The organism is Vibrio sp. 2130-1 (assembly GCF_033339515.1).
Window position 1 is genome coordinate 228,075 of record NZ_JAWOUT010000008.1, and the last position, 19,543, is coordinate 247,617.

The following is a 19,543-nucleotide window of genomic DNA, read 5'->3' on the forward strand; positions in this document are numbered from 1 at the left end:
TCACGCAATTCAATATGAAAAAGCCTGGAGAATACTCCAGGCTTTTTATTCACAAGACGTCAATTAGTTGCTTGGTGCAGGACAAATGTCACAGTCTGCAGAAGCTGTATTCGTCGCTTGAGTATTATCGATTTTCAAGAAACCAACCGCTGTCACAGTATCACGGAAAGATTGTGTTTCTGCATTGCTAAATGCCGTTGGGATATAACTACCAGTATAATACTGACATTGATCCGAAGCGAGTTCGATATTATCTACCACTTTCACGTCATCAGAAGTATCCTCAGGCGTACCTGAGTCATCCACAACAGAAACATTCACTAAAGTAAGTCCAGGCGTTGTATTACATACCATTCCCGAGAAGCTCACTTCTGCAATGATACCGTTTTCAGTAAGTTTGAAGCCGCTTTCACATGATTTCGTTACACTAATCATTGGAGACAAGCTCAATGACTCACATGGATCACTTGCGGTATCAGTAATGGTCGCTTGGCCACCCGGAGTCGCAGCTGCTGTGACTCTTACCGTATTAGTTAGACCGTTATTTGTACTTTCAAAACTGCCGCTATATGAAGCACTGTCACCTGAAGCAATGGCACCTAAGCTATGTGTAGTACCTGCTTCTAAATCCTCTACAACAACATCGTATAGCGTACCAACACCATCATTAATCACGTCGCCGCTGTATGAGTAAACGTAACCATCTTCTGTATCATTCACGACCGCTTGATTACATGTTTTGGTGATATCAACACTACACAACTCAAAGTCACCAACCACAAAGTCTTTCAACTGAGCGGTAATACTGCTTGATGCTCTTGTTTCGGCTGCAAATGAGCTAAAACAGGTGTCTGTTTGTAGAAGTTCAGTAAGGTTTACACCACCTTCAAAGAAGGTTTCTGGAGGGAAGACATTTTCGACACCACTTTTTGGCGTATACGCCCATGGTGCAGGTGAGTCAGTTGTATTGGTTGAAGCACACACATCTTGCGCGCCCGGTGAGCACAGTGCATTTGTCTTAACTTTCAAACGTAAGTTTGTCGCAGCACACTGACCATCTTGTGGATTATTGTTATCAGCTTTCGCACAAGTTGTGTCCCATTCAAGAACCAAAATTTCTGGCCCCTCATTTGCCCCTTGCAAATAATTCACCTGAATCAAAAGGTCGCCAGCAATATGTTGACCAGTGAATGTACCGTCTGGGTTTGTACTGACTGAGTCTTGATAAAACCAAAAACCTAAGAAGGCATCACCGCTGTTACCAAAGCGGTCTGCACCAAAGGTGAGTACAAGGTCATTATTAATGTTGTATGCCGCTGCATACGCATGAAGAATATCCCCTTTATCAAGTACCGTCCCAGTCTTCCAACCGAGTTCTGGTATGTCTTTGATGTCTTTATTACCACCAGTAAAGATTGTATCCGGTGTTGCCGTGTCATTCTCAAAGCTAAATACTAATGCTCCACCACTGTTTGGCGGCGTTGACCAGTCATCTGGAGCTCCCACTCCAGAGTCATCTATCGCATTAGCATTTGCTTCTAACTCAAATACGCCATCTGTTGGTGTTGCAAATGCAGAGCTACCTATTAGCAAACTTGTAAATATTGCATAAAGAAAGCTCTTCATCGTATGCCAGATACCTGACTTACAAGAATTCATAACCTACTCCTTAGAACGCTTCTAAAGCTAGACGAAGGTCCCTATGTCATTAATTGCCTTTTAAGAAAGAGTGAAAGCGAGATACAACTTTCGTTTCGGCTTGTATAACGCATAGAGCATGCCACTACTTAAGGTTATGATTTTATTAAACTAAATATTTTCAACAGCGAAGAGAATGAACAGAGTGTTCAATTTTAAAGAAAGAGAAAGAAAACAAAAGAGACAAAAAACCTACGATAACAAAGATATATACGTGTTCTAGGATAATGTTACAGATTGACACTTTATTGTTTACACCTGTGACAGGTGCACAAAAACGACGGTATTGAAACTGTCCACTATGAATATGAAATATACGCTTACTCACCTGCTCCAACTAATGTGAAGGTGATGTGTAACACCTGTTTGCATAGTGTTACATCCTTTACACATCTAATTGAATACTCATTTAACTAAAACATATTCAGTAGTTTAGCGAATAAGTTTTAGCCCAACCATTTATGAAAATATAAACAAACTGTTCACCCCTCTGTACAAAAATAAAAAATAACCAACAAATACAAAAAGTTAAATATGGAACACTCTATGCTAGTCAACCGACGCAGTTTAACTCTGTGAGAAAACTATCACGTATGTGGGCTCAAGGACGTAGCGAGCCCACTTACACAAGGAGGTTTTATGAAAACCATATTTAACTCTTGGTGGGGCAATAAGAGTTACCGTTGTTCCACTTTATGTAGCCAGAATATACTTACAGCGATCAATATCAGCAGCATGTTTAAGCTGTTTACTTGGGTCATAGCGGTTAGCTTAGTGCTGAGCTCTCAAATTGTTTACGCATCCGCTGGCGACCCTTCAAGCCGAGGCGTGCAACCAATATTTGTTGAAGGGAATAACACCTGTCAACAATTACTTCCAGGGATCGATGGTTTGATAGAATACAAGCTTGAGCCAGTTACAGACGGCACTTTCGGTGATGGCATGCTTGAAGTGGTTATTGATCAACAACCTGGGGCAAAAACCTTCAGTTGGGATCAAGGTGATAGCCCTGTGATTATGCAAGCTATCTTTGTTAAAGGTGGTCCTGACGGAAACCTATATAACTACTTCACAGATGGATTATTGTATCAAGATGATGCCTTGCTGCATTCACCTGTAGGGAAAAATGGTAGATACTATGGCTTAAGTCATATTTCATTCTGTTACACACCAGGCGTACCAGACATTAAAATCACTAAAACTTGTACATTTGGTGATGTTGTCAATGGTAACACTTTGAAATACAACTATAAACTCACTGTAGAAAACACCGGTGACTTTGCATTGTATGATGTTGTGGCAACAGACACTACAGCCGTTGACAACGATATGGCTGCTGGTGACCATGTGTTCAATTTAGCGATGCTCGCCGTTGGACAAACGCAAGAGTTTAATGGTTCGTTTATTATTGACCAAAACGGTATCACTAACTATGCAGAAGTAAGCGCAGCACTTGAAACTGGTGGTGGTGTTGCGGTTTCTGACAACGCAGATTGGGAATGCCCAAGCCAAAACATCCCTGGTTCATTGTCTCTAGAGAAAGACTGTAGTGTCGTCGTCGTGAATCGATTTGAAGATACTGGTATTAATGAATACGGTCTTCAAGTCAATTACAGTGGTAGTGTATGTAATACCTCCGATGTCACCATTGACGGCATTGTCGTAATCGACAACAAAGACTCGAATCCAATCCAGGTTGGTATGCTTGCGCCTGCTGAGTGTTACGACTTTACTGGTAACTACGAGCCAATCCCAGGAGATGGTGAAGGCCTTCCATTACCGGGTGAAGAAGTCAGAGCGTTTACAGATACTGTGGATGCAAGTGGTGAAACTATCTTCGGTAATGTTGTCGTAGAAGCGATAACAGCGTCTGCAGAATGTACGCTATGTCCAACTTGTCCAGAGCCTGTTAACTGCCCTGAATAAGGTCTACTTACAACTTAATAAAACAACGCCTGACGTTAACTCGTCAGGCGTTTTCTTTCGAACTATATCGTTCTATTTATTCTTACCTTTCCCATTGTTACCAGAGTTGCCAGAATCGCCACCAGCTGAGGACTCTAACTTCACTGAGACCTGAGCGGTCGAGCTGCTTTGACCATCACCTATGGTATAGGTAAAGCTGTCGTTATTTTTGAATTTCTTCTCAGGTGTATAACGCAGGGCGCCATCTGATAACAGCTCTAGTCGCCCCTTACTTGGTCTAGTAAAAGAAACCACGCTTGCAGAGTTTTGCTCTCCAACAACATCGTTTGCCATCACATCGATAATCACCGACTGTTTCGAAGACATAGTCACCTGATCATCAACAGCAACGAGCTCTGGTGATGGCGAGATTTCATTGGTTACAGAGTAATTCACGGATGCTGCGGTTTGCAGACTTGAGTCTTCTCCGTGCGTCACGATCATCTTCAAAGCATAGTCTTTATCACTAGCCTCAACCGAAGATACGACTGATATCATTACTTGTCCGGTTTCACCTGCTGCTAGCGTGATTGCACTGCTGCTCGCTTTCCAACCAGTTGGCATTGACGCGTTTACAGAAAAACTGCTCGCTGAACAATCTGCACTATCTTTGTTAGTAATAGTGACCTGATATTGAACCTCATCGCCGGCTGCAACCGAGTGGCTTGTTGCAGCTTTCGCAGTCACTGATGGAGCATTTACAGTACAAGTCCCGATATTACCGTTGTCAGAGCCGTCAAAGACAACGCTTACTTCGGCGATGCCGTTCGCTGCACTCACCAAACTCAATGTTACACCTGAGTCTGGGTCAGTATAGCTACCACCGACCGGCATAGATGGGTCAAACCAGTCATTTCGGCCAAAAACCGCACGATATTCAGAATCAGTTTTAAAGTGAAGCAGATTACTGCTGCGCCCATCACCTTCTACAGCGCTTCGAATGATGATGCCATCCGTAACGTCCCCACGATAGAACGAGTAAGAACGAGCATCTAAAAAGTCGTCAAACCCAATAGACTGGCGGTATTCAATGTAAAACCATTTTTTTGCACCTGTAGAAGGATCAGTACCACGAGGTACTTTTATCGTAACTGGCTGCTCACTAGTCGTCTCGTAATTCGCGATGGAGTAAGTACCATTTTGAGTAACTTCCAGTGTCTTTGAGGCGTGCTCTCCCTCTAGCCATCCTAGTCGCTCGCGCTGGAAAGTATTCAAATAGCCGATGTCTGGACCACCCATTACATCATAGGTATCACCGTATTCACGCAACGTACAGTTGTCTGAAAGCGTATGCTCGCCACAATCAAGAGCACGAGAGTGATGCAAACCAAAGTTATGTCCAAGCTCATGAGCGATGTTCATCGGAGAAAAATCACCATTGATGTGCGCGCGTGAAGGCATGCCATCAATAGTTGCCGATCCAGCGACACCACATGCCGTTTTTGTCATCAAGTAAACAATACGATCGTACTCTTCAAGCTTCACTCCCGCAGCGATGGCTTCTTGATCCGCTGCATCTTGAACAGCGGTAAAATCACAAACCTGATTAGACAACGGTAGATTAAACCAACCCACGACTTTCCCAGACAGCCACATTTGATCAAAAGAGCTTTCACGGTAGAAGTCATTCACTGTACCAAAGATTAGATTATTTGCTTCTGACAAAGTTAATGGCTGCTCATTTGGGTTTTCTTTGAAGTTCAGCAGGATAACCAATGTATTTTGCTGTCCCGTCGTATTTCCTGCTGCACTGGCGTAATGGATGCTCTGTAAACAAGCGAATATTACTAATAAAAATGACAACCCTTTATTTAGGGTTGTTCTATTTATTTTAATATTTTTTATCACTGCTTCACCTAATTTTAATTTAATAACGAGTTCACTTTCCCGCCAATATAAGCAGAAATGGTAGGGTAAAATAATATAAACTTTAGGAAATAAAATGCCCTAGCCTATAAAGCCAAATATGTTCCTATATACATCAACATGGTTATAAAAGGATAACCACCAAAAATATAAGAGCCGGAATCATAGCAAAGCAACCGGTCAAAATTCAACCAGAGTGATAAGTAATTTAGGTTAAGTTTGTGTAATAATAAATTTATCCATTTTTGTCAGTTACTTAAAATAACCTTATGATTGTTTTATATGAACAACCTTTGTATTCAACAATGACTTTAATAAATCACTTGCACTACAGCCAATTTAAATCATTAAAAATCAAACAAGTAGAAATTGAACTAAAACAATCTCAATTTCATCGCATAAAGTTATAACCTTTAAATTCATTAACTTAATAACGAGTCATTCTAATAATATACCTCAACAACTCATGAGTAATATTATCCACCTTTAATTGTTAAATTTACGTTAAATTAAAAGTGGTGAAAATTTTTTGCTCACCTAGTTTTATACTCGATTAAAAGACAGACTGAGCGATACAGTGCAATATCAACTAGAGACATATAGAGAAACAAGCAGGATATATGTGCAACTTTATTTTCAGTATTGAACTAAAATCACGTGACAATATGACGCTATAGATAGCAATTCGGGAAAACTAGTTAAAGAATGATTAATTGATAATTGAGGTTGGTATTTGTACAAAAATTAATTATTCAATAATAAATGTGTATTAGAATAGTTTGACAATACCAGATAGTAAAAAACCGGCACAAGGCCGGTTTTTAGAAATAGTGGAGGCGCCTCCCGGAGTCGAACCGAGGTCCACGGATTTGCAATCCGCTGCATAGCCACTCTGCCAAGGCGCCTTTCTGATTTTGTATCTCTGTCACCAAAGATTTTGATGGTGCCCCGGGCCGGACTTGAACCGGCACAGCGCGAACGCCGAGGGATTTTAAATCCCTTGTGTCTACCAATTCCACCACCAGGGCAACGCAATCATGCGATGGGTTAGACACCATCTGTCTCTGCGGCCTTTGCCGTGAGAACGAGGCGTACTTTAACGGATTAATTTATCTGGTCAACAAAAAATTAGTCTCTTTTATTCAAATGGTTAAAAAGTCAACTCAAACGAACAAAGGGCGATCATTTTGCTCACAAGAACATCAGCATGCTTTGCTCTCGTTTACTTTGCTTCATCACTTCATGTCAATGAGGAATCGACAAGTCGCACAAATTGGCAGTATGGGTATAAACTTAACTCGTACTGCAGGGGACAAATAAGCGCTCATCATGTTTCGAAAGTCATCATTTCAATTACCGCTACACACTGATTCCGAACTCGACTTCGTAGTGCCCTACTTCTTTCTTAGTGAATTTGATTATGCACGCTCTCTGGAGCTGGGAATCATCGAAGACTTGGATCCTGAATATACACACCAGTATCGCGTCACACTAAGGCGCATACGCTCACTATGCGTACTACTTCGCGAACTGATACCTCCTTTTGAACTGAGTATTTTGAAACCTCATTTAAAAATAATGATGAAGAAAACAAATAAGCTGCGTGATTTGGACGTATTTATCTTGGGCAAAAAACAATACATTGAAATGCTCCCAAACCACAAATCGTCTCTTGAGCAGCTTTTTGGCTTTATCGAAGCCGAACGTGCTTACGAACAGGCAAAAGTTACGCGTTGGCTAGCTACAGAAGAATACACAACGCACTGCACTTTGGTCAGGAATAGTCTGCTGCGAAGTACGCAACACGAACGAGTGGATAGCAACGTACCTGCGTTACTCTTCGCAAGCCAAAAAATCTCCGATCAATTTAAAAAAGTTGATAAAGCACGACGCAAGATCTCGGACAAAAGTCGTGACAGTGTGATTCATTCGATGCGGATAAAGTGCAAAGCGCTGCGTTATTTGTTAGAAGGATTTTCCACGCTCTATCCTTCCCAACAGCACAAAAACAACGTGAAACAACTAAAACTATTGCAAGACAAGCTCGGTGACTTTAACGACACTTCAAGTCAAATTGAATTTTTCGCACAACTCAAAGAAACAGCAAATCTTGATAAACAAGATCGTAAGGCTTTGAAAAAGCTAATTAACGTGCTTAGCGAACATCATGCACTCTCTCGCCAAACCATCTTGACGCATTTAAGCCAGTTTGAGTCTTTCATTCGCGATACCAATACACAGAATCTCTACCGACCCTAAATCAAGGTTCACGTATTTTTAATATTCATTAATTACAGTCAAACGTTAGGCTCCACTAAGAAAGTTAACGTGAAACCATTAAAACGATACCAATACGAGCGCTATGCGGTGCTTTGTAATCTCGCCTACCCTCGCGTCTTCAGGCAAACTCAATACGGGTTCGATCCTAATGGGCAACGAGTCATTAGAAATGAACACGGTAAGATTATGATTCGCGTGCTCTGGAGTAAAAAACAGAGTGAAGTGGTCGTAGTGATTAAAGGCTCACACAGTATCAGTGATTGGTTGTTGAACTTCGCGATGTGGACGAGAAGCTGTCGAAGGTTGGGACTAAACTATCGCATTCACGCGGGTTTCTATCATCTGTTGTTCCAAGAAAGTTTACCGAGCCGGAATGAAGATCGGTTAGGGTTGACCGTGATCGAACGCCTCGAAGGTATCGTTGTACCACTTATTCTCAGGGGGAAAAGAATCACTATTACTGGCCACTCTTCAGGTGGCGCGATTGGCAGTGTTTTTGCTGACTATATTGAGAAAAAATACCCAAAAAGCATTAAACGCGTGGTCACTTTCGGACAGCCCGCTGTCGGGGATTGGACGTTTAAGAAACGCTACCGTTTGGGGCACAAAACATACAGGATTTGTTGCGACATCGACATCGTGACCTTTATGCCGCCCGTACCTTTTTTGTATTGGCATGTAGGCAAAATGCTATGGTTATATAACGGGAGAATATACGAGAACACCCCAACGCTCATACGGCTTGGGCGCTCCTTATTTAGTTGGTTAATGCGACCGTTCTCTTATCACTTTATGAGTAAATACATTCGCGACAAAGACTTTTTTGATGAACGCTGAGTTAAACATCCGAAAGGTATGACGTACAGACACGAAAAAGCCGGACTTCGCCGGCTTTACGATTAAGTGGTGATCTACAGAGAGGCAATTTCTTTTTCAAGTTGATATTTGTTATCTGTGACAATTCGCTCTAACACTTCAACACGTCGCTTCAAGTCACCAATTTGCTTGTTAAGGTTATCTTGTTCTTCTCGGCTCATCGTATTACGTTCAGATATCTCCAACGCTCTTACTTCTTTACGATGGTTCAAGATTAACTTTATTATCCCGCCCCCAAATATGGCACCGAACACAATAGCCACAACCAATACATCAGCAATAGATTCCATTCTTTATCTTCCTCTAGATTATGCTCAAATATAAGTTACTCATTTGTTGAATGAATATCAAATAACACATTGATTCATTGAAAAGTTTTATTAAGAATTGCCTACTCTGTATCAAAATCACAGGAATGGATTATTCAACGCCAACCCAAACCGAGACAGATCCGCCGTTTACTGGGAACTCAGCCCAACCATTCGCATCAGTCCAAATGTCTTCAGTTCGGATACCCAACTTGTCTACGTAGCGAGCACTTGGTTTACCCGTATACATCCACTTCGAGCCGCCAGGTCCATCACTCATGATCACGGCCATTGAATGTGGATGATTTGCATCACCTTCTCGAGTCCAACCAATTACGTCCCAGTGGTCGAGATAAGAATGTTGTTTGCCATAGGCATAATCTTTACGCAGTGTTACTAGCTCTTTAATGTAAGGCACTTTGACCATATTGATGTCATGCCCTTTATCACTGTACTGCGCGCCGTAGTAATCTGCATAAAACACGGATGGATAACCTTCTTCACGCAATAAGATAAACGCGTAAGCGAGCGGCTTGAACCACCAATCAACGGTTGATTCCAACGCCTGCAAAGGCTGAGTGTCATGGTTTTCTACTAAGGTAACCGCTTTGACTGGATTGTCCTTCATCAGCGTACCATCCATGATTTGACGCATATCGTAGCTACCACCCGATTTAGACGCATTATAAAAGTTCATATGTAACGGTGCATCAAACAAGGACATGCTGCCAGAGGTTTTGGTGATAAAGTTATGCAGCTGATTCACATCGTAGTTCCAGTACTCTCCGACCGTGAATAGTTCTTTCCCTGTTTTCCAACGTAGGTGATCAATCCATTCTTGCAGGTATTGATATTTGATGTGCTTCACCGCGTCCATTCTAAACCCATCAACACCAGTCATGTTGATATACCACTCACCCCAGTCTTTAAGTTCTTTCTTAACTTCAGGGTGATCCATGTCTAGATCAGCGTACATAAGGTAATCGTAGTTGCCTTTTTCCGAGCTCACTTCCCAATCCCATGCCTTACCCTCACCTTTGAATTTGAAGATAGCTTTTTCTTCGCCAGCATCGTCCCAGTCCACGCCATCAAAGTGGTACCACGTCCAATGAAAGTTTGAGTACTTATCGTTGCGCCCAGGGAAATCAAACTCTACCCACGCTTCAATCCATTTATCACCAAGTTCAATATTTCGGTTGTTCCAATCGACTCGCTTGGTGTCGACCCAGGATTTACCATCCGCACCGCCGCGATGGTTGAACACCACATCGCCATAAATCTGGATATTGTTTTTATGGGCAGTATTGATGGCGCTTAGGTACTGATCTTTGGTGCCATACTTGGTGCGCACCGAACCTTTTTGATCAAACTCTCCCAAATCATACATATCGTAAACGCCATAACCGACGTCGTTGCTGCCACCAGCACCTTTATAGGCGGGCGGTAGCCATAACGCGGTGAAGCCGTTGTCCGATAGTGCCGGCGCGTTGTTTTCAACTTGTGTCCAGAGTGCACCGTCATTTGGCACATACCAATGGAAGTACTGCATCATGGTGCCATTTTGTGCCGCCATTACAGGCGAACTGAGCAGCAAAGTTAAGGGTAAAAGTGTAGGTTTAAGGTTGAATGTTTTCATTATTTTTCTCTCACGTTAAGGACTAGAATCCTCCTTACTGCATATACGCACCAAGCGATACTAACTATGACGCTAGCTAGGTTGCTGCCTGTAATACAAAAAGTTCGGATTACAATCGAAGAGAAACTATCACCAATCACACTATACAATTATTGAGTTGTCTAACATTTATAAAATCAATAATTAGCGCGTTAAAAATATTGAATGGTGATCAAAACATGGGAGACTTTAGGAAAGCGCGAAGGGTTACGAAAAGGCGGATTAAAAACGAAAAAAGCCAGTCATTTAAGACTGGCTTTCGAAATAGTGGAGGCGCCTCCCGGAGTCGAACCGAGGTCCACGGATTTGCAATCCGCTGCATAGCCACTCTGCCAAGGCGCCTTTCTGATTTTGTATCTCTGTCACCAAAGATTTTGATGGTGCCCCGGGCCGGACTTGAACCGGCACAGCGCGAACGCCGAGGGATTTTAAATCCCTTGTGTCTACCAATTCCACCACCAGGGCAACGCAATCATGCGATGGGTTAGACACCATCTGTCTCAGCGGCCTTTGCCGTGAGAACGAGGCGTACTTTAACGGATTAATTTATCAGGTCAACAATAAATTTTATCTTTTTGATTTAAGTGCTTAAAAAGCGATCTGACTAGTACGTTTGGCATTCAATTAGACCAATAAGCACCCGTTCCCTTTCATTAGCTATGAAGTCATACGCATACTAGTGTCCGTAACTGCTTCGAGGTAAACACGCGACTATCACGTTATGAACGCTGATCTTTTCATCGTTGTAACATCTGTAACAATTTGATTCCCTACTCTTGGCACGACTGCGTACAGAACATCATATTTTGTTACCGATAACTTAATATCGAATGTGGTCGTACCTTTATAAAATCATTGACTTTTTTTTATTTTCAAACAAAGCTCAATTCATTATCGAAAATATCAATAAATAATGGTACGTTACACGAGTTGCAGTAATTTAATGGACATATATCACATATAAGGATGTGGTTTACTTTGGCGACACAACATAAGAAAAACAAGGTATATCACTAATGTCTATCAAGAATCTTTCTATAGCGAAAAAGATATCGCTATCGTTTTTACTCATTGCCATCGTCAACATTGCATTTGGCGTGTTTTTATCTACAGAGCTCAAAAGCATCAAATCTGAGCTTTTAAACTATACCGATGATACGCTTCCTGCAATGGAAAGGGTCGATTCGATTCGAGATCATTTGTCTCGCTGGCGCCGAGCTCAATTTGCTGCGTACACTTATGAAGACGCAGACCAAGTCAAAACTAAAATTTCTAACAATATTAGAGAGCGCGAAAAGATCACTAGAGAGCTCAACGCTTACGGTGAAACTATCTGGCCTGGCGAAGAGCAGCAAACTTACCAGCGTCTTATGCGTCAATGGAAAAAGTACTTGGTTACTATGGACCAGTACAATGAAGCGATGCTAGCTAACGACAAAAGCAAGGCCCACCCTATTTTGGCGAACTCTTTGTCTGCTTTCGAAGCGGTTGACTCAGAGTTAGGCGAACTAATCCGTCTCCTTAAAGAAGCTATGGATAGCAACAAAACTCATATCCTGTCCTCTGTAGATGGATTGAGTAATTCTTCAATTGCAAGTAACGTGATTATTCTACTGATCATGGTAGGCATGACATACGTGCTGACTCGCCTAATTTGTGGCCCACTTAAACTTGTTGTTGAGCAAGCAAATGCCATCGCGACAGGTGATCTATCAAGTGACATTGACCGTAAAGCAATCGGCAATGACGAGCTTGGTGAACTGGCAGACGCGACCACTAAGATGCAAGACGACTTACGCCAAGTTATCGATAACGTGATTGCTGCAGTTACTCAGTTAAGCAGCGCTGTCGAAGAGATGAACCAAATCTCCGATATTTCTGCGTCTGGTATGAAAGATCAACAGCTGCAAATTACGCACATCGCAACAGCAATGACAGAAATGAAAGCGGCCGTAGCCGATGTTGCTCGTAACACTGAAGACTCAGCGAACCAAGCTAACGAAGCAAACCGCCGCACACAACACGGTGTTCGTGAAACCCAAGGTATGGTTGACGCGATTCAAGAAGTTTCAAACGTAATTGGCGCTGCAGGCGATACCGTAGCAGAGCTTGAACAGCAATCGAATAAAATTAACGTGATCGTGGATGTTATCCGCGACATTGCCGATCAAACCAACCTACTTGCACTTAATGCAGCCATTGAAGCGGCGCGTGCTGGTGAGTCTGGTCGTGGCTTTGCCGTCGTTGCAGACGAAGTTCGAACTCTTGCCGGCCGTACGCAAGATTCAACGAGTGAAATCACTTCGATCATTGAGCAGCTACAATCACTTGCAAAAGACGCAAAATCAGCCACTGAACTTTCTAGAACCAGTATTTCAGAATGTGCAGAGCAAGGTATTCAATCAAAACAGCTGATGAGCGACATTGAGCATTCGATTTCGGACATCTCAGACATGGGTACCCAAATCGCCACGGCTTGTAACCAGCAAGACTCTGTTGCGGAAGAGCTTAACCGCAGCATTGAAAACATACATTTGGCATCTCAAGAGGTCTCGCAAGGTTCGGAGCAAACCGCACAGGCGTGCCGCGAACTAAGCCAGCTATCCATTTCTCTTAAAGATGTAATGAGCCGCTTTAAACTGAGTTAAACTCAGTGGGTACCTTAGTAGATATCAAATCAATCCCGATTTGCTTAAATTGAATGTCATCACTGAGGTATATTTAGGTATATATTAAATCACTATCTTAATAAACGCTCCAAAGCACCACTTGGAGCGTTTTACTTCGTCAGGTACTTTCCCCAAGTACTCAATAACATAACCAATACAAAAAACGCGTACGGAGACTTTATGCGCTTAAATAAAACCTTACTATCACTGACTATCGCTGCTGCAATCGCGGTTCCTGTAATGCAAGCCACTGCCGCTCCTCTTCAAATTAGCAATACAGCAGCAAAAGCAGAGCAAGTTCAAGGTGCTAACGCTTGGCTAGAAATAAACTTAGGTCAGTTCCGCGATAATATTGAGCAGTTTAAATCGCACATGGATGGCAAAACGAAAATCTGCGCCGTGATGAAAGCCGACGCATACGGTAATGGTATCGCAGGCCTGATGCCGACTATTATCGAACAACAAATTCCTTGCGTTGCCGTTGCAAGTAACGCCGAAGCACAAACTGTTCGCGACAGTGGCTTTAAAGGCCAACTCATGCGTGTACGCTCAGCGGATATTGGCGAGATTGAAGCCGCAATCGACCTAAATGTCGAAGAGTTGATAGGCACAGCAGAGCAAGCTAAAGCACTGTCTAAACTAGCCGAGAAAGCTGGTAAAGAAATCAAAGTTCACCTTGCTCTGAACGACGGTGGTATGGGACGTAATGGTGTTGATATGACGACAGAAGCGGGCAAGAAAGAAGCGCTAGAAATCGCTCAACAAGCTGGCGTTAATATTGTTGGTATCATGACTCATTTCCCTAACTACAATGCAGACGACGTGCGCCAAAAGTTAGCTTCATTCAAAGACAGTTCTGCATGGCTGATTAAAGAAGCGAATCTAAAACGCGACAACATTTTACTGCACGTAGCAAACTCTTACACCGCGCTTAATGTTCCTGAGGCCCAGCTTGATATGGTTCGTCCTGGTGGCGTTTTATACGGAGACTTACCAACTAACCCTGAGTACCCCTCTATCGTGTCTTTCAAAACACGCGTGGCATCCGTTCACCACCTGCCAAAAAATAGCACAGTCGGTTACGACAGCAGCTACACAACAAGCAAAGAAAGCTTAATGGCGAACATTCCTGTTGGTTACTCTGATGGTTATCCACGAAAAATGGGGAATACAGCAGAAGTTCTGATCAATGGCCAACGTGCAAAAGTTGCGGGCGTTGCTTCAATGAACACCACAATGGTAGATGTTACAGGTATCAAAGATGTTGAGCCTGGTTCTGAAGTTGTTTTGTTTGGCTCCCAACAAGGCAAAACGATTTCAGCTGCTGAGATGGAAAAACACGCAGAAGTCATCTTCCCTGAACTATACACGGTTTGGGGAAGCGCGAACCCTCGTGTCTACGTAAAATAAACCTACTCAGTTATTCGTAACAGAGCGAAAAAGCGAGCCTCGTGCTCGCTTTCTTTCTTATTTACTAATCTGTACTAGCTCGTGATGTTATCAATTAAACAGAGCTTACTATTTCTGTTGTTTTAATCTCCTTTAGCACTACTAAGTGCGACTCTCTACACTCTGTTTCTTAAAGCCGCTTGGATTGCTCAATTTTATATAGCACTTAGTGTTTGAAAGCCCCTCTAATTGATGTTAAACATGAAGTTTACAAAAGAATAACAAACACACTCGTATGGCACTGCCCCTTTGCCTGCTAGCTAGATATCTCTATGACAGAAAATACTCAACATCTTCAACGCTCCTCCACTGAGTTGCACGAATTTAATCGGCTTGACGTCTGGAACGGATTCACCCAACTTTTACCCCTCTCTATGTTCGTGGTCATATTTGGCCTCGCTTTCGGTGTTGCTGCCGTACAGACTGGACTAGATGTATTTCCCACTATGTTGATGAGCACACTGGTCTTCGCCGGTGCTTCACAATTTGCCACGTTAGAAATGTGGGGAGCAGAAGTCCCTCTCATTCCAGTACTTATTACTGTATTTGCGATTAATGCTCGTCACCTCTTGATGGGAGCCACACTTTATCCATGGTTACGACAACTCCCACCAACAAAACGTTACGGTGTAATGCTGGTAGCATCAGACGCTAACTGGGCAATGGCACTCAATGCATTTGGTAGAAAAGAACCAGGCTTTGGCTTGCTTGTTGGTGGCGGCTTAGCGATGTGGTCTTTTTGGATTGTGGGCACCTGGATCGGCATTTATTTTGGTAGCGCAATCAAAGATCCGGTGGGCCTCGGGCTCGATATGGTTATGGGATGCTTCCTGCTGTCTATGGTGGTGGCCGGGCCGAAAGACTTAAGAATCTTTTCTATTTGGGCCATAGCAGCAGCCTCTTCTATGTTGGCGTATTGGTATTTGCCAGAGAATAGCCACGTAGTGGTTGGCGCCATTACTGGCGGAGTATTGGGTGCTTGTTGGAAGGAGAAGAAAGCATGAACATCGAAACAACCATAGGTGGCACACTGCTTATCATCATCGCTATGGCGTTAGTCACGCTCATAACCCGCTGGGGCGGAGTGTATGTTATGTCATTCATTCCAATTAGCGAACGGGTTCAACGTTTCATTACTGCGATGTCAGGCTCCGTACTGGTTGCCCTTTTAGCTCCGCTAGCAGTAGAGGGGGATAATGGTGCTAGAGCAGCACTGTTTTCTACTGCCGTTGTCATGTTCATCGTGAAAAAGCCTCTACCCGCAATTGCAGCAGGCATCATCGCCGCCGCTGCAGTACGTGCTCTTTAGTCGCTGTTTCAACGCCGATACCAGTCATCAATAAAAAGACCCAAAACACAAAGCCCTGATGTCACGAGTGTCATCAGGGCTTATCTTATGCTCATCATTTTAACGATGAACAACGATTATTAATCATGGTGAGACAGCACATCACGCACAGCAGTTACAATTGCGCTTATATTTGTCCATTTTACCAATACCAGGGTTAAAGGTATTGGTTGGGTCTAATTCGTGGTAAAACTTCTGCAACGAGTTTTCGGCTTCATACAAGTGACCCACGTTATGTTCTGCTGGGTATTTGGCACCACGGCTATTGAGGTGCTCTAGCATCAGCTTTTTCATCAACTTCGTGTCAGTCCCTTTTTTGAAAATGTAATCTTGATGGAAGACGTAACACATAAAGTGACCATAATAGAGCGCTTGAACAAGGTTCTTACTCACCTCTTCAGGCAAAGTTTCTAGCCACTCTTCATCATTACGTCGCAATGCAATATCAAGTGCAACGATGTCTTCTACGTCTTTTCGGTGAATCGTCTCGTAACGAATTGCTGCACCTGCTGCTGCAAAGCGATGTAAATAAGCTTTTTTACCTTCTTCCGGCGTACACTCGAAGAAATCACAGTCGTCTTCAACAGCCCAAACTTCTTTGAGGTATTTTTGTGCTTCAGCAATACCACCATCACTCATTTTCAATACCAGGTGATGCTCATACTTGTCACGGAAATCCAGCATTCGCTCTGGTAAATGTTGTGGGAACAACTTGCTCGCGTAGTACAGAATGGTGTCTGGCAGATATTTACTGACAAACGGGATGCGCTCTAAGAAGTTTTCTACCTTAGCTTTAAGTGCGAACATTTTTGGCAGCTTATCTGTGCCTAACAAATCGATTGATAAGAACACATCCTTGCCGTACTTCTCTGCCATGTTGAAGATATCTCGATGCAAGTATTCTCCCATCTCAGGCAAGTCATCAAACGTAGATAAGAAGTCTTTTCGCAACTTCGTTAGTTTCGCAGGGTCATTGGTGCCAAGGTAAAAAACCTGCTCTTTTTCGGGTACTGGGTAGCTGTCAACCCGAACGGCAAAAACACCCAACTTGCCAGCACAGCCACTGGCTTCAAATAATCGGCGTTCATCGGCATTAAAGCGAGAAGGAATGTCAGAAGTCACGTCTCGAACACGTTCATCGTATTCTTTGTCTGATGCCATTCGCTCATCATGAATGATCTTCGCTGGGTCAAAGTTCCCTTCTTGCAGGTTTGTAAGAATTTCTTCTGGCGTTTCACCTAATCCTTCAATACCAAGGTGGTTCACCAAATGTAACTGGCCTTGCTTATCGACCTGCGCGTAGATCGCCAGTTCCGTATAAGCAGGACCACGCTTAACTAGCGCACCGCCTGAGTTATTAGCGATACCACCGACCACAGTGGCACCTAGCGATGAAGAACCGATGATAGAATGCGGTGCTCGGTTCACTGCCTTCAACTCTTTCTCCAAAGAGTGTAAGCTCGCACCAGGCAAGCAAACCGCCTGCTTACCACCATCTAATAAGTGAATCTTCTTGATTTTGGTAATATTGATCACAACCACATCGCGATCATAATCATTACCACTCGGAGCTGAGCCCTCTGTTAAACCTGTTTTAGCCGCCTGCATGATAATGATGCAGTTTGCTTCAACACACTGTTTAATAATCTTCCATTGTTCTAGAAGAGTGTTAGGAAACACGATAGCAAGCGCATTACCACTACCCGAACGAAACCCCGAGCGGTAATATTTCGTTTTAACCTCGTCGGTTAGAACATTTTCTTCCCCAACGATGGTTTTAAATTCTTCAATCAGCTGCTTTTGTCTCATATCCGTATCTCTAGTTATTGTACTTCGCTCACAACACCGCTTAGCGGCAGGCATGGCGTTTGAGCCACTATAAGCAGTCCATTTCTCTGCGTCTATGTCAGACGGACGAGCAATACGTAATCAATAAACAACAAACAAAATAATTCTTTATTTTTCTGTTACTTATCTTTCACATTTGAGAAATTTAACGTAAGAAACAGACCGTTTCTTAAAAGAAACAATAGCAAAACCATTTGTTAACAGTTGTGCGGGGTATCTTGTTATCAATATTAGTGAAGAAAACGAGGAGAAGCGTAAGCTCCTAAATTTAATATGATTCTTAGAAATGAAGATGGAAACATAAGCTCAACACCAACATAACGATCGGTGTTGAGTTATTGGCTTAAAATCGATGGTTTTGACTTTGAAAGCTTGAGTATAGATGATCGATAAAGATCTTAATTTTTTCTGGTTGCTGACGAGTGTAGGGATACACCGCATAAATACCCAAACATTTGGCTGTTTCGTCTTTAAATAACTGAATCAGACTGCCTTGTTTTAAGTCTTCATAAACCAATACACGCGGTACATAGATGATTCCCTGCCCTAACAGCGCTACATTTCTCAATACAGAAGAATTGTTGGTACAGAGGTTACCGTCGACGGTGATTTGATATACCTCGTCTCCATCTTTAAACGCCCACTCATGCGCTCCGGTTTCTTGGTAGGAATAGACTAAACAATTGTGTTTAGCCAAGGCTTGAGGTTGTTTAGGTATGCCATGTTTAGCTAGGTATTGGGGTGACGCGCAAATGATCCAATTCGCATCCACCAGCTTTCTTGCAATCAGACTAGAATCTGGCAACACACCCGTTCTAATTGCCAAATCAAAACGTTCATTCACGATATCGACGAAACGATTATCTAGATCCATATCGATATTGATGTCTGGGTATTTCTGATTAAATTCATTAATCACTTGAGGAAGAATTAATTCACCAGAGATAGTAGGCACCGAAATTTTAATGTGTCCAGATAAGTTTTTACCTAAACCCACAATGGATTCTTCCGCCGTTGCCACCGCTTGATAAACCGCTTTTGCATGAGTAAAAAACGCTCGTCCTGCTTCAGACAACGTTAGCGTTCGCGTTGTTCGGTAGAGAAGCTGTACACCAAGCTCTTGTTCAAGCTTGGCAATGCGTTTACTGACGACCGATTTGGTCAGTGACATATGTCTCGCGGCAGCACTGAATGAACCTTGCTCGATCAAGTGATAAAAAATGATGTAATCGTCGGTATTTCTCATGCGTCTTCGTCAAATCCTTTGGAAGCCCGTATTGTAAACTGAAATTGGCTGAGGTGCGAAACATCGGATCACACTTAATATCAGAAACTCGTGACAGAGATGGGGTTGCTAAGCTCACAGGTAATGAAAAAGAGATGGTATGAATTTATCAGTCTTCAGATACAAAAAAACCAGCTTTCGCTGGTTTTAAGTTGATGCACTTGGCATCGAGATACCGCCATGGCCATATCTGAATAATTTGGAGCGACACACGAGGTTCGAACTCGTGACCTCAACCTTGGCAAGGTTGCGCTCTACCAACTGAGCTAGTGTCGC

General features: G+C 42.9%; 13 protein-coding genes and 5 tRNA genes. 7 read left to right on the top strand and 11 right to left on the bottom strand.

Annotation, left to right across the window (positions count from 1 at the left end; genetic code table 11):
* Positions 1–63: 63 nt before the first annotated feature.
* A complete protein-coding gene (locus R7Q09_RS14530) occupies positions 64–1,659 on the bottom strand; it encodes a DUF11 domain-containing protein (RefSeq protein WP_318070879.1) in 1,596 nt (531 codons plus the stop codon).
* A gap of 678 nt (positions 1,660–2,337) precedes the next feature.
* Here R7Q09_RS14530 and R7Q09_RS14535 point away from each other — a divergent pair.
* Positions 2,338–3,624 carry a hypothetical protein gene (locus tag R7Q09_RS14535; RefSeq protein ID WP_151515534.1) on the top strand — a complete coding sequence of 429 codons (1,287 nt, stop codon included), beginning with the start codon at positions 2,338–2,340 and terminating at the stop codon, positions 3,622–3,624.
* Positions 3,625–3,696: 72 nt separating this feature from the next.
* On the opposite strand, the gene R7Q09_RS14540 is transcribed toward R7Q09_RS14535, so the two are convergent.
* The 3 genes from R7Q09_RS14540 to R7Q09_RS14550 all read right to left on the bottom strand — a co-directional run bounded on the left by R7Q09_RS14540 (position 3,697) and on the right by R7Q09_RS14550 (position 6,557).
* Complete coding sequence (locus tag R7Q09_RS14540) at positions 3,697–5,379, bottom strand: Ig-like domain-containing protein (RefSeq protein ID WP_318070883.1); 1,683 nt, start codon at positions 5,377–5,379, stop codon at positions 3,697–3,699.
* Between the two features lie 981 nt (positions 5,380–6,360).
* Positions 6,361–6,434: transfer RNA gene (locus R7Q09_RS14545), tRNA-Cys, on the bottom strand.
* Positions 6,435–6,470: 36 nt separating this feature from the next.
* Positions 6,471–6,557, bottom strand: a tRNA-Leu gene (locus R7Q09_RS14550).
* 301 nt (positions 6,558–6,858) lie between these two features.
* Between R7Q09_RS14550 and R7Q09_RS14555 the strand changes: the two genes are divergently transcribed.
* Positions 6,859–7,788 carry a CHAD domain-containing protein gene (locus R7Q09_RS14555; protein ID WP_318070880.1) on the top strand — a complete coding sequence of 310 codons (930 nt, stop codon included), beginning with the start codon at positions 6,859–6,861 and terminating at the stop codon, positions 7,786–7,788.
* Between the two features lie 69 nt (positions 7,789–7,857).
* Positions 7,858–8,646 (top strand): lipase family protein, encoded by a 789-nt coding sequence (locus R7Q09_RS14560; RefSeq protein ID WP_005375991.1) that lies wholly within the window; start codon positions 7,858–7,860, stop codon positions 8,644–8,646.
* 74 nt (positions 8,647–8,720) lie between these two features.
* On the opposite strand, the gene R7Q09_RS14565 is transcribed toward R7Q09_RS14560, so the two are convergent.
* From R7Q09_RS14565 to R7Q09_RS14580, 4 genes are all read right to left on the bottom strand, one after another.
* Positions 8,721–8,975, bottom strand: a complete 255-nt coding sequence (locus R7Q09_RS14565) for a hypothetical protein (protein ID WP_005375990.1) — start codon at positions 8,973–8,975, stop codon at positions 8,721–8,723.
* Positions 8,976–9,105: 130 nt separating this feature from the next.
* A complete protein-coding gene (gene amyS, locus R7Q09_RS14570; protein WP_238975448.1) occupies positions 9,106–10,629 on the bottom strand; it encodes an alpha-amylase in 1,524 nt (507 codons plus the stop codon).
* A 307-nt stretch (positions 10,630–10,936) separates the two neighbouring features.
* Positions 10,937–11,010, bottom strand: a tRNA-Cys gene (locus R7Q09_RS14575).
* A 36-nt stretch (positions 11,011–11,046) separates the two neighbouring features.
* Positions 11,047–11,133: transfer RNA gene (locus R7Q09_RS14580), tRNA-Leu, on the bottom strand.
* 551 nt (positions 11,134–11,684) lie between these two features.
* Here R7Q09_RS14580 and R7Q09_RS14585 point away from each other — a divergent pair.
* The 4 genes from R7Q09_RS14585 to R7Q09_RS14600 all read left to right on the top strand — a co-directional run bounded on the left by R7Q09_RS14585 (position 11,685) and on the right by R7Q09_RS14600 (position 16,095).
* A complete protein-coding gene (locus tag R7Q09_RS14585; RefSeq protein ID WP_213987040.1) occupies positions 11,685–13,316 on the top strand; it encodes a methyl-accepting chemotaxis protein in 1,632 nt (543 codons plus the stop codon).
* Between the two features lie 201 nt (positions 13,317–13,517).
* On the top strand, positions 13,518–14,747 hold the full coding sequence (gene alr / locus R7Q09_RS14590) for an alanine racemase (RefSeq protein WP_033907027.1): 1,230 nt from the start codon (positions 13,518–13,520) through the stop codon (positions 14,745–14,747).
* A 311-nt stretch (positions 14,748–15,058) separates the two neighbouring features.
* Positions 15,059–15,790 (top strand): AzlC family ABC transporter permease, encoded by a 732-nt coding sequence (locus tag R7Q09_RS14595; protein ID WP_213987039.1) that lies wholly within the window; start codon positions 15,059–15,061, stop codon positions 15,788–15,790.
* Positions 15,787–16,095 (top strand): AzlD family protein, encoded by a 309-nt coding sequence (locus R7Q09_RS14600; protein ID WP_005375985.1) that lies wholly within the window; start codon positions 15,787–15,789, stop codon positions 16,093–16,095. Before R7Q09_RS14595 ends, R7Q09_RS14600 begins: the two co-directional genes overlap by 4 nt.
* Before the next feature lie 141 nt (positions 16,096–16,236).
* Here R7Q09_RS14600 and dld read toward each other — a convergent pair whose 3' ends face one another.
* From dld to R7Q09_RS14615, 3 genes are all read right to left on the bottom strand, one after another.
* Positions 16,237–17,943, bottom strand: coding sequence for a D-lactate dehydrogenase (dld, locus tag R7Q09_RS14605; protein ID WP_318070881.1), 1,707 nt, complete (start codon positions 17,941–17,943; stop codon positions 16,237–16,239).
* Positions 17,944–18,325: 382 nt separating this feature from the next.
* Positions 18,326–19,228 carry a LysR family transcriptional regulator gene (locus R7Q09_RS14610; protein WP_213891304.1) on the bottom strand — a complete coding sequence of 301 codons (903 nt, stop codon included), beginning with the start codon at positions 19,226–19,228 and terminating at the stop codon, positions 18,326–18,328.
* Positions 19,229–19,467: 239 nt separating this feature from the next.
* Positions 19,468–19,543, bottom strand: a tRNA-Gly gene (locus tag R7Q09_RS14615).

Bases quoted from the DNA above. Each gene is read 5' to 3' on its own strand.
- R7Q09_RS14585 (WP_213987040.1), top strand. From the start codon at position 11,685: ATGTCTATCAAGAATCTTTCTATAGCGAAAAAGATATCGCTATCGTTT.
- R7Q09_RS14530 (WP_318070879.1), bottom strand. From the start codon at position 1,659: ATGAATTCTTGTAAGTCAGGTATCTGGCATACGATGAAGAGCTTTCTT.
- R7Q09_RS14610 (WP_213891304.1), bottom strand. From the start codon at position 19,228: ATGAGAAATACCGACGATTACATCATTTTTTATCACTTGATCGAGCAA.
- R7Q09_RS14535 (WP_151515534.1), top strand. From the start codon at position 2,338: ATGAAAACCATATTTAACTCTTGGTGGGGCAATAAGAGTTACCGTTGT.
- R7Q09_RS14600 (WP_005375985.1), top strand. From the start codon at position 15,787: ATGAACATCGAAACAACCATAGGTGGCACACTGCTTATCATCATCGCT.
- alr (WP_033907027.1), top strand. From the start codon at position 13,518: ATGCGCTTAAATAAAACCTTACTATCACTGACTATCGCTGCTGCAATC.
- amyS (WP_238975448.1), bottom strand. From the start codon at position 10,629: ATGAAAACATTCAACCTTAAACCTACACTTTTACCCTTAACTTTGCTG.
- R7Q09_RS14555 (WP_318070880.1), top strand. From the start codon at position 6,859: ATGTTTCGAAAGTCATCATTTCAATTACCGCTACACACTGATTCCGAA.
- dld (WP_318070881.1), bottom strand. From the start codon at position 17,943: ATGAGACAAAAGCAGCTGATTGAAGAATTTAAAACCATCGTTGGGGAA.
- R7Q09_RS14595 (WP_213987039.1), top strand. From the start codon at position 15,059: ATGACAGAAAATACTCAACATCTTCAACGCTCCTCCACTGAGTTGCAC.
- R7Q09_RS14565 (WP_005375990.1), bottom strand. From the start codon at position 8,975: ATGGAATCTATTGCTGATGTATTGGTTGTGGCTATTGTGTTCGGTGCC.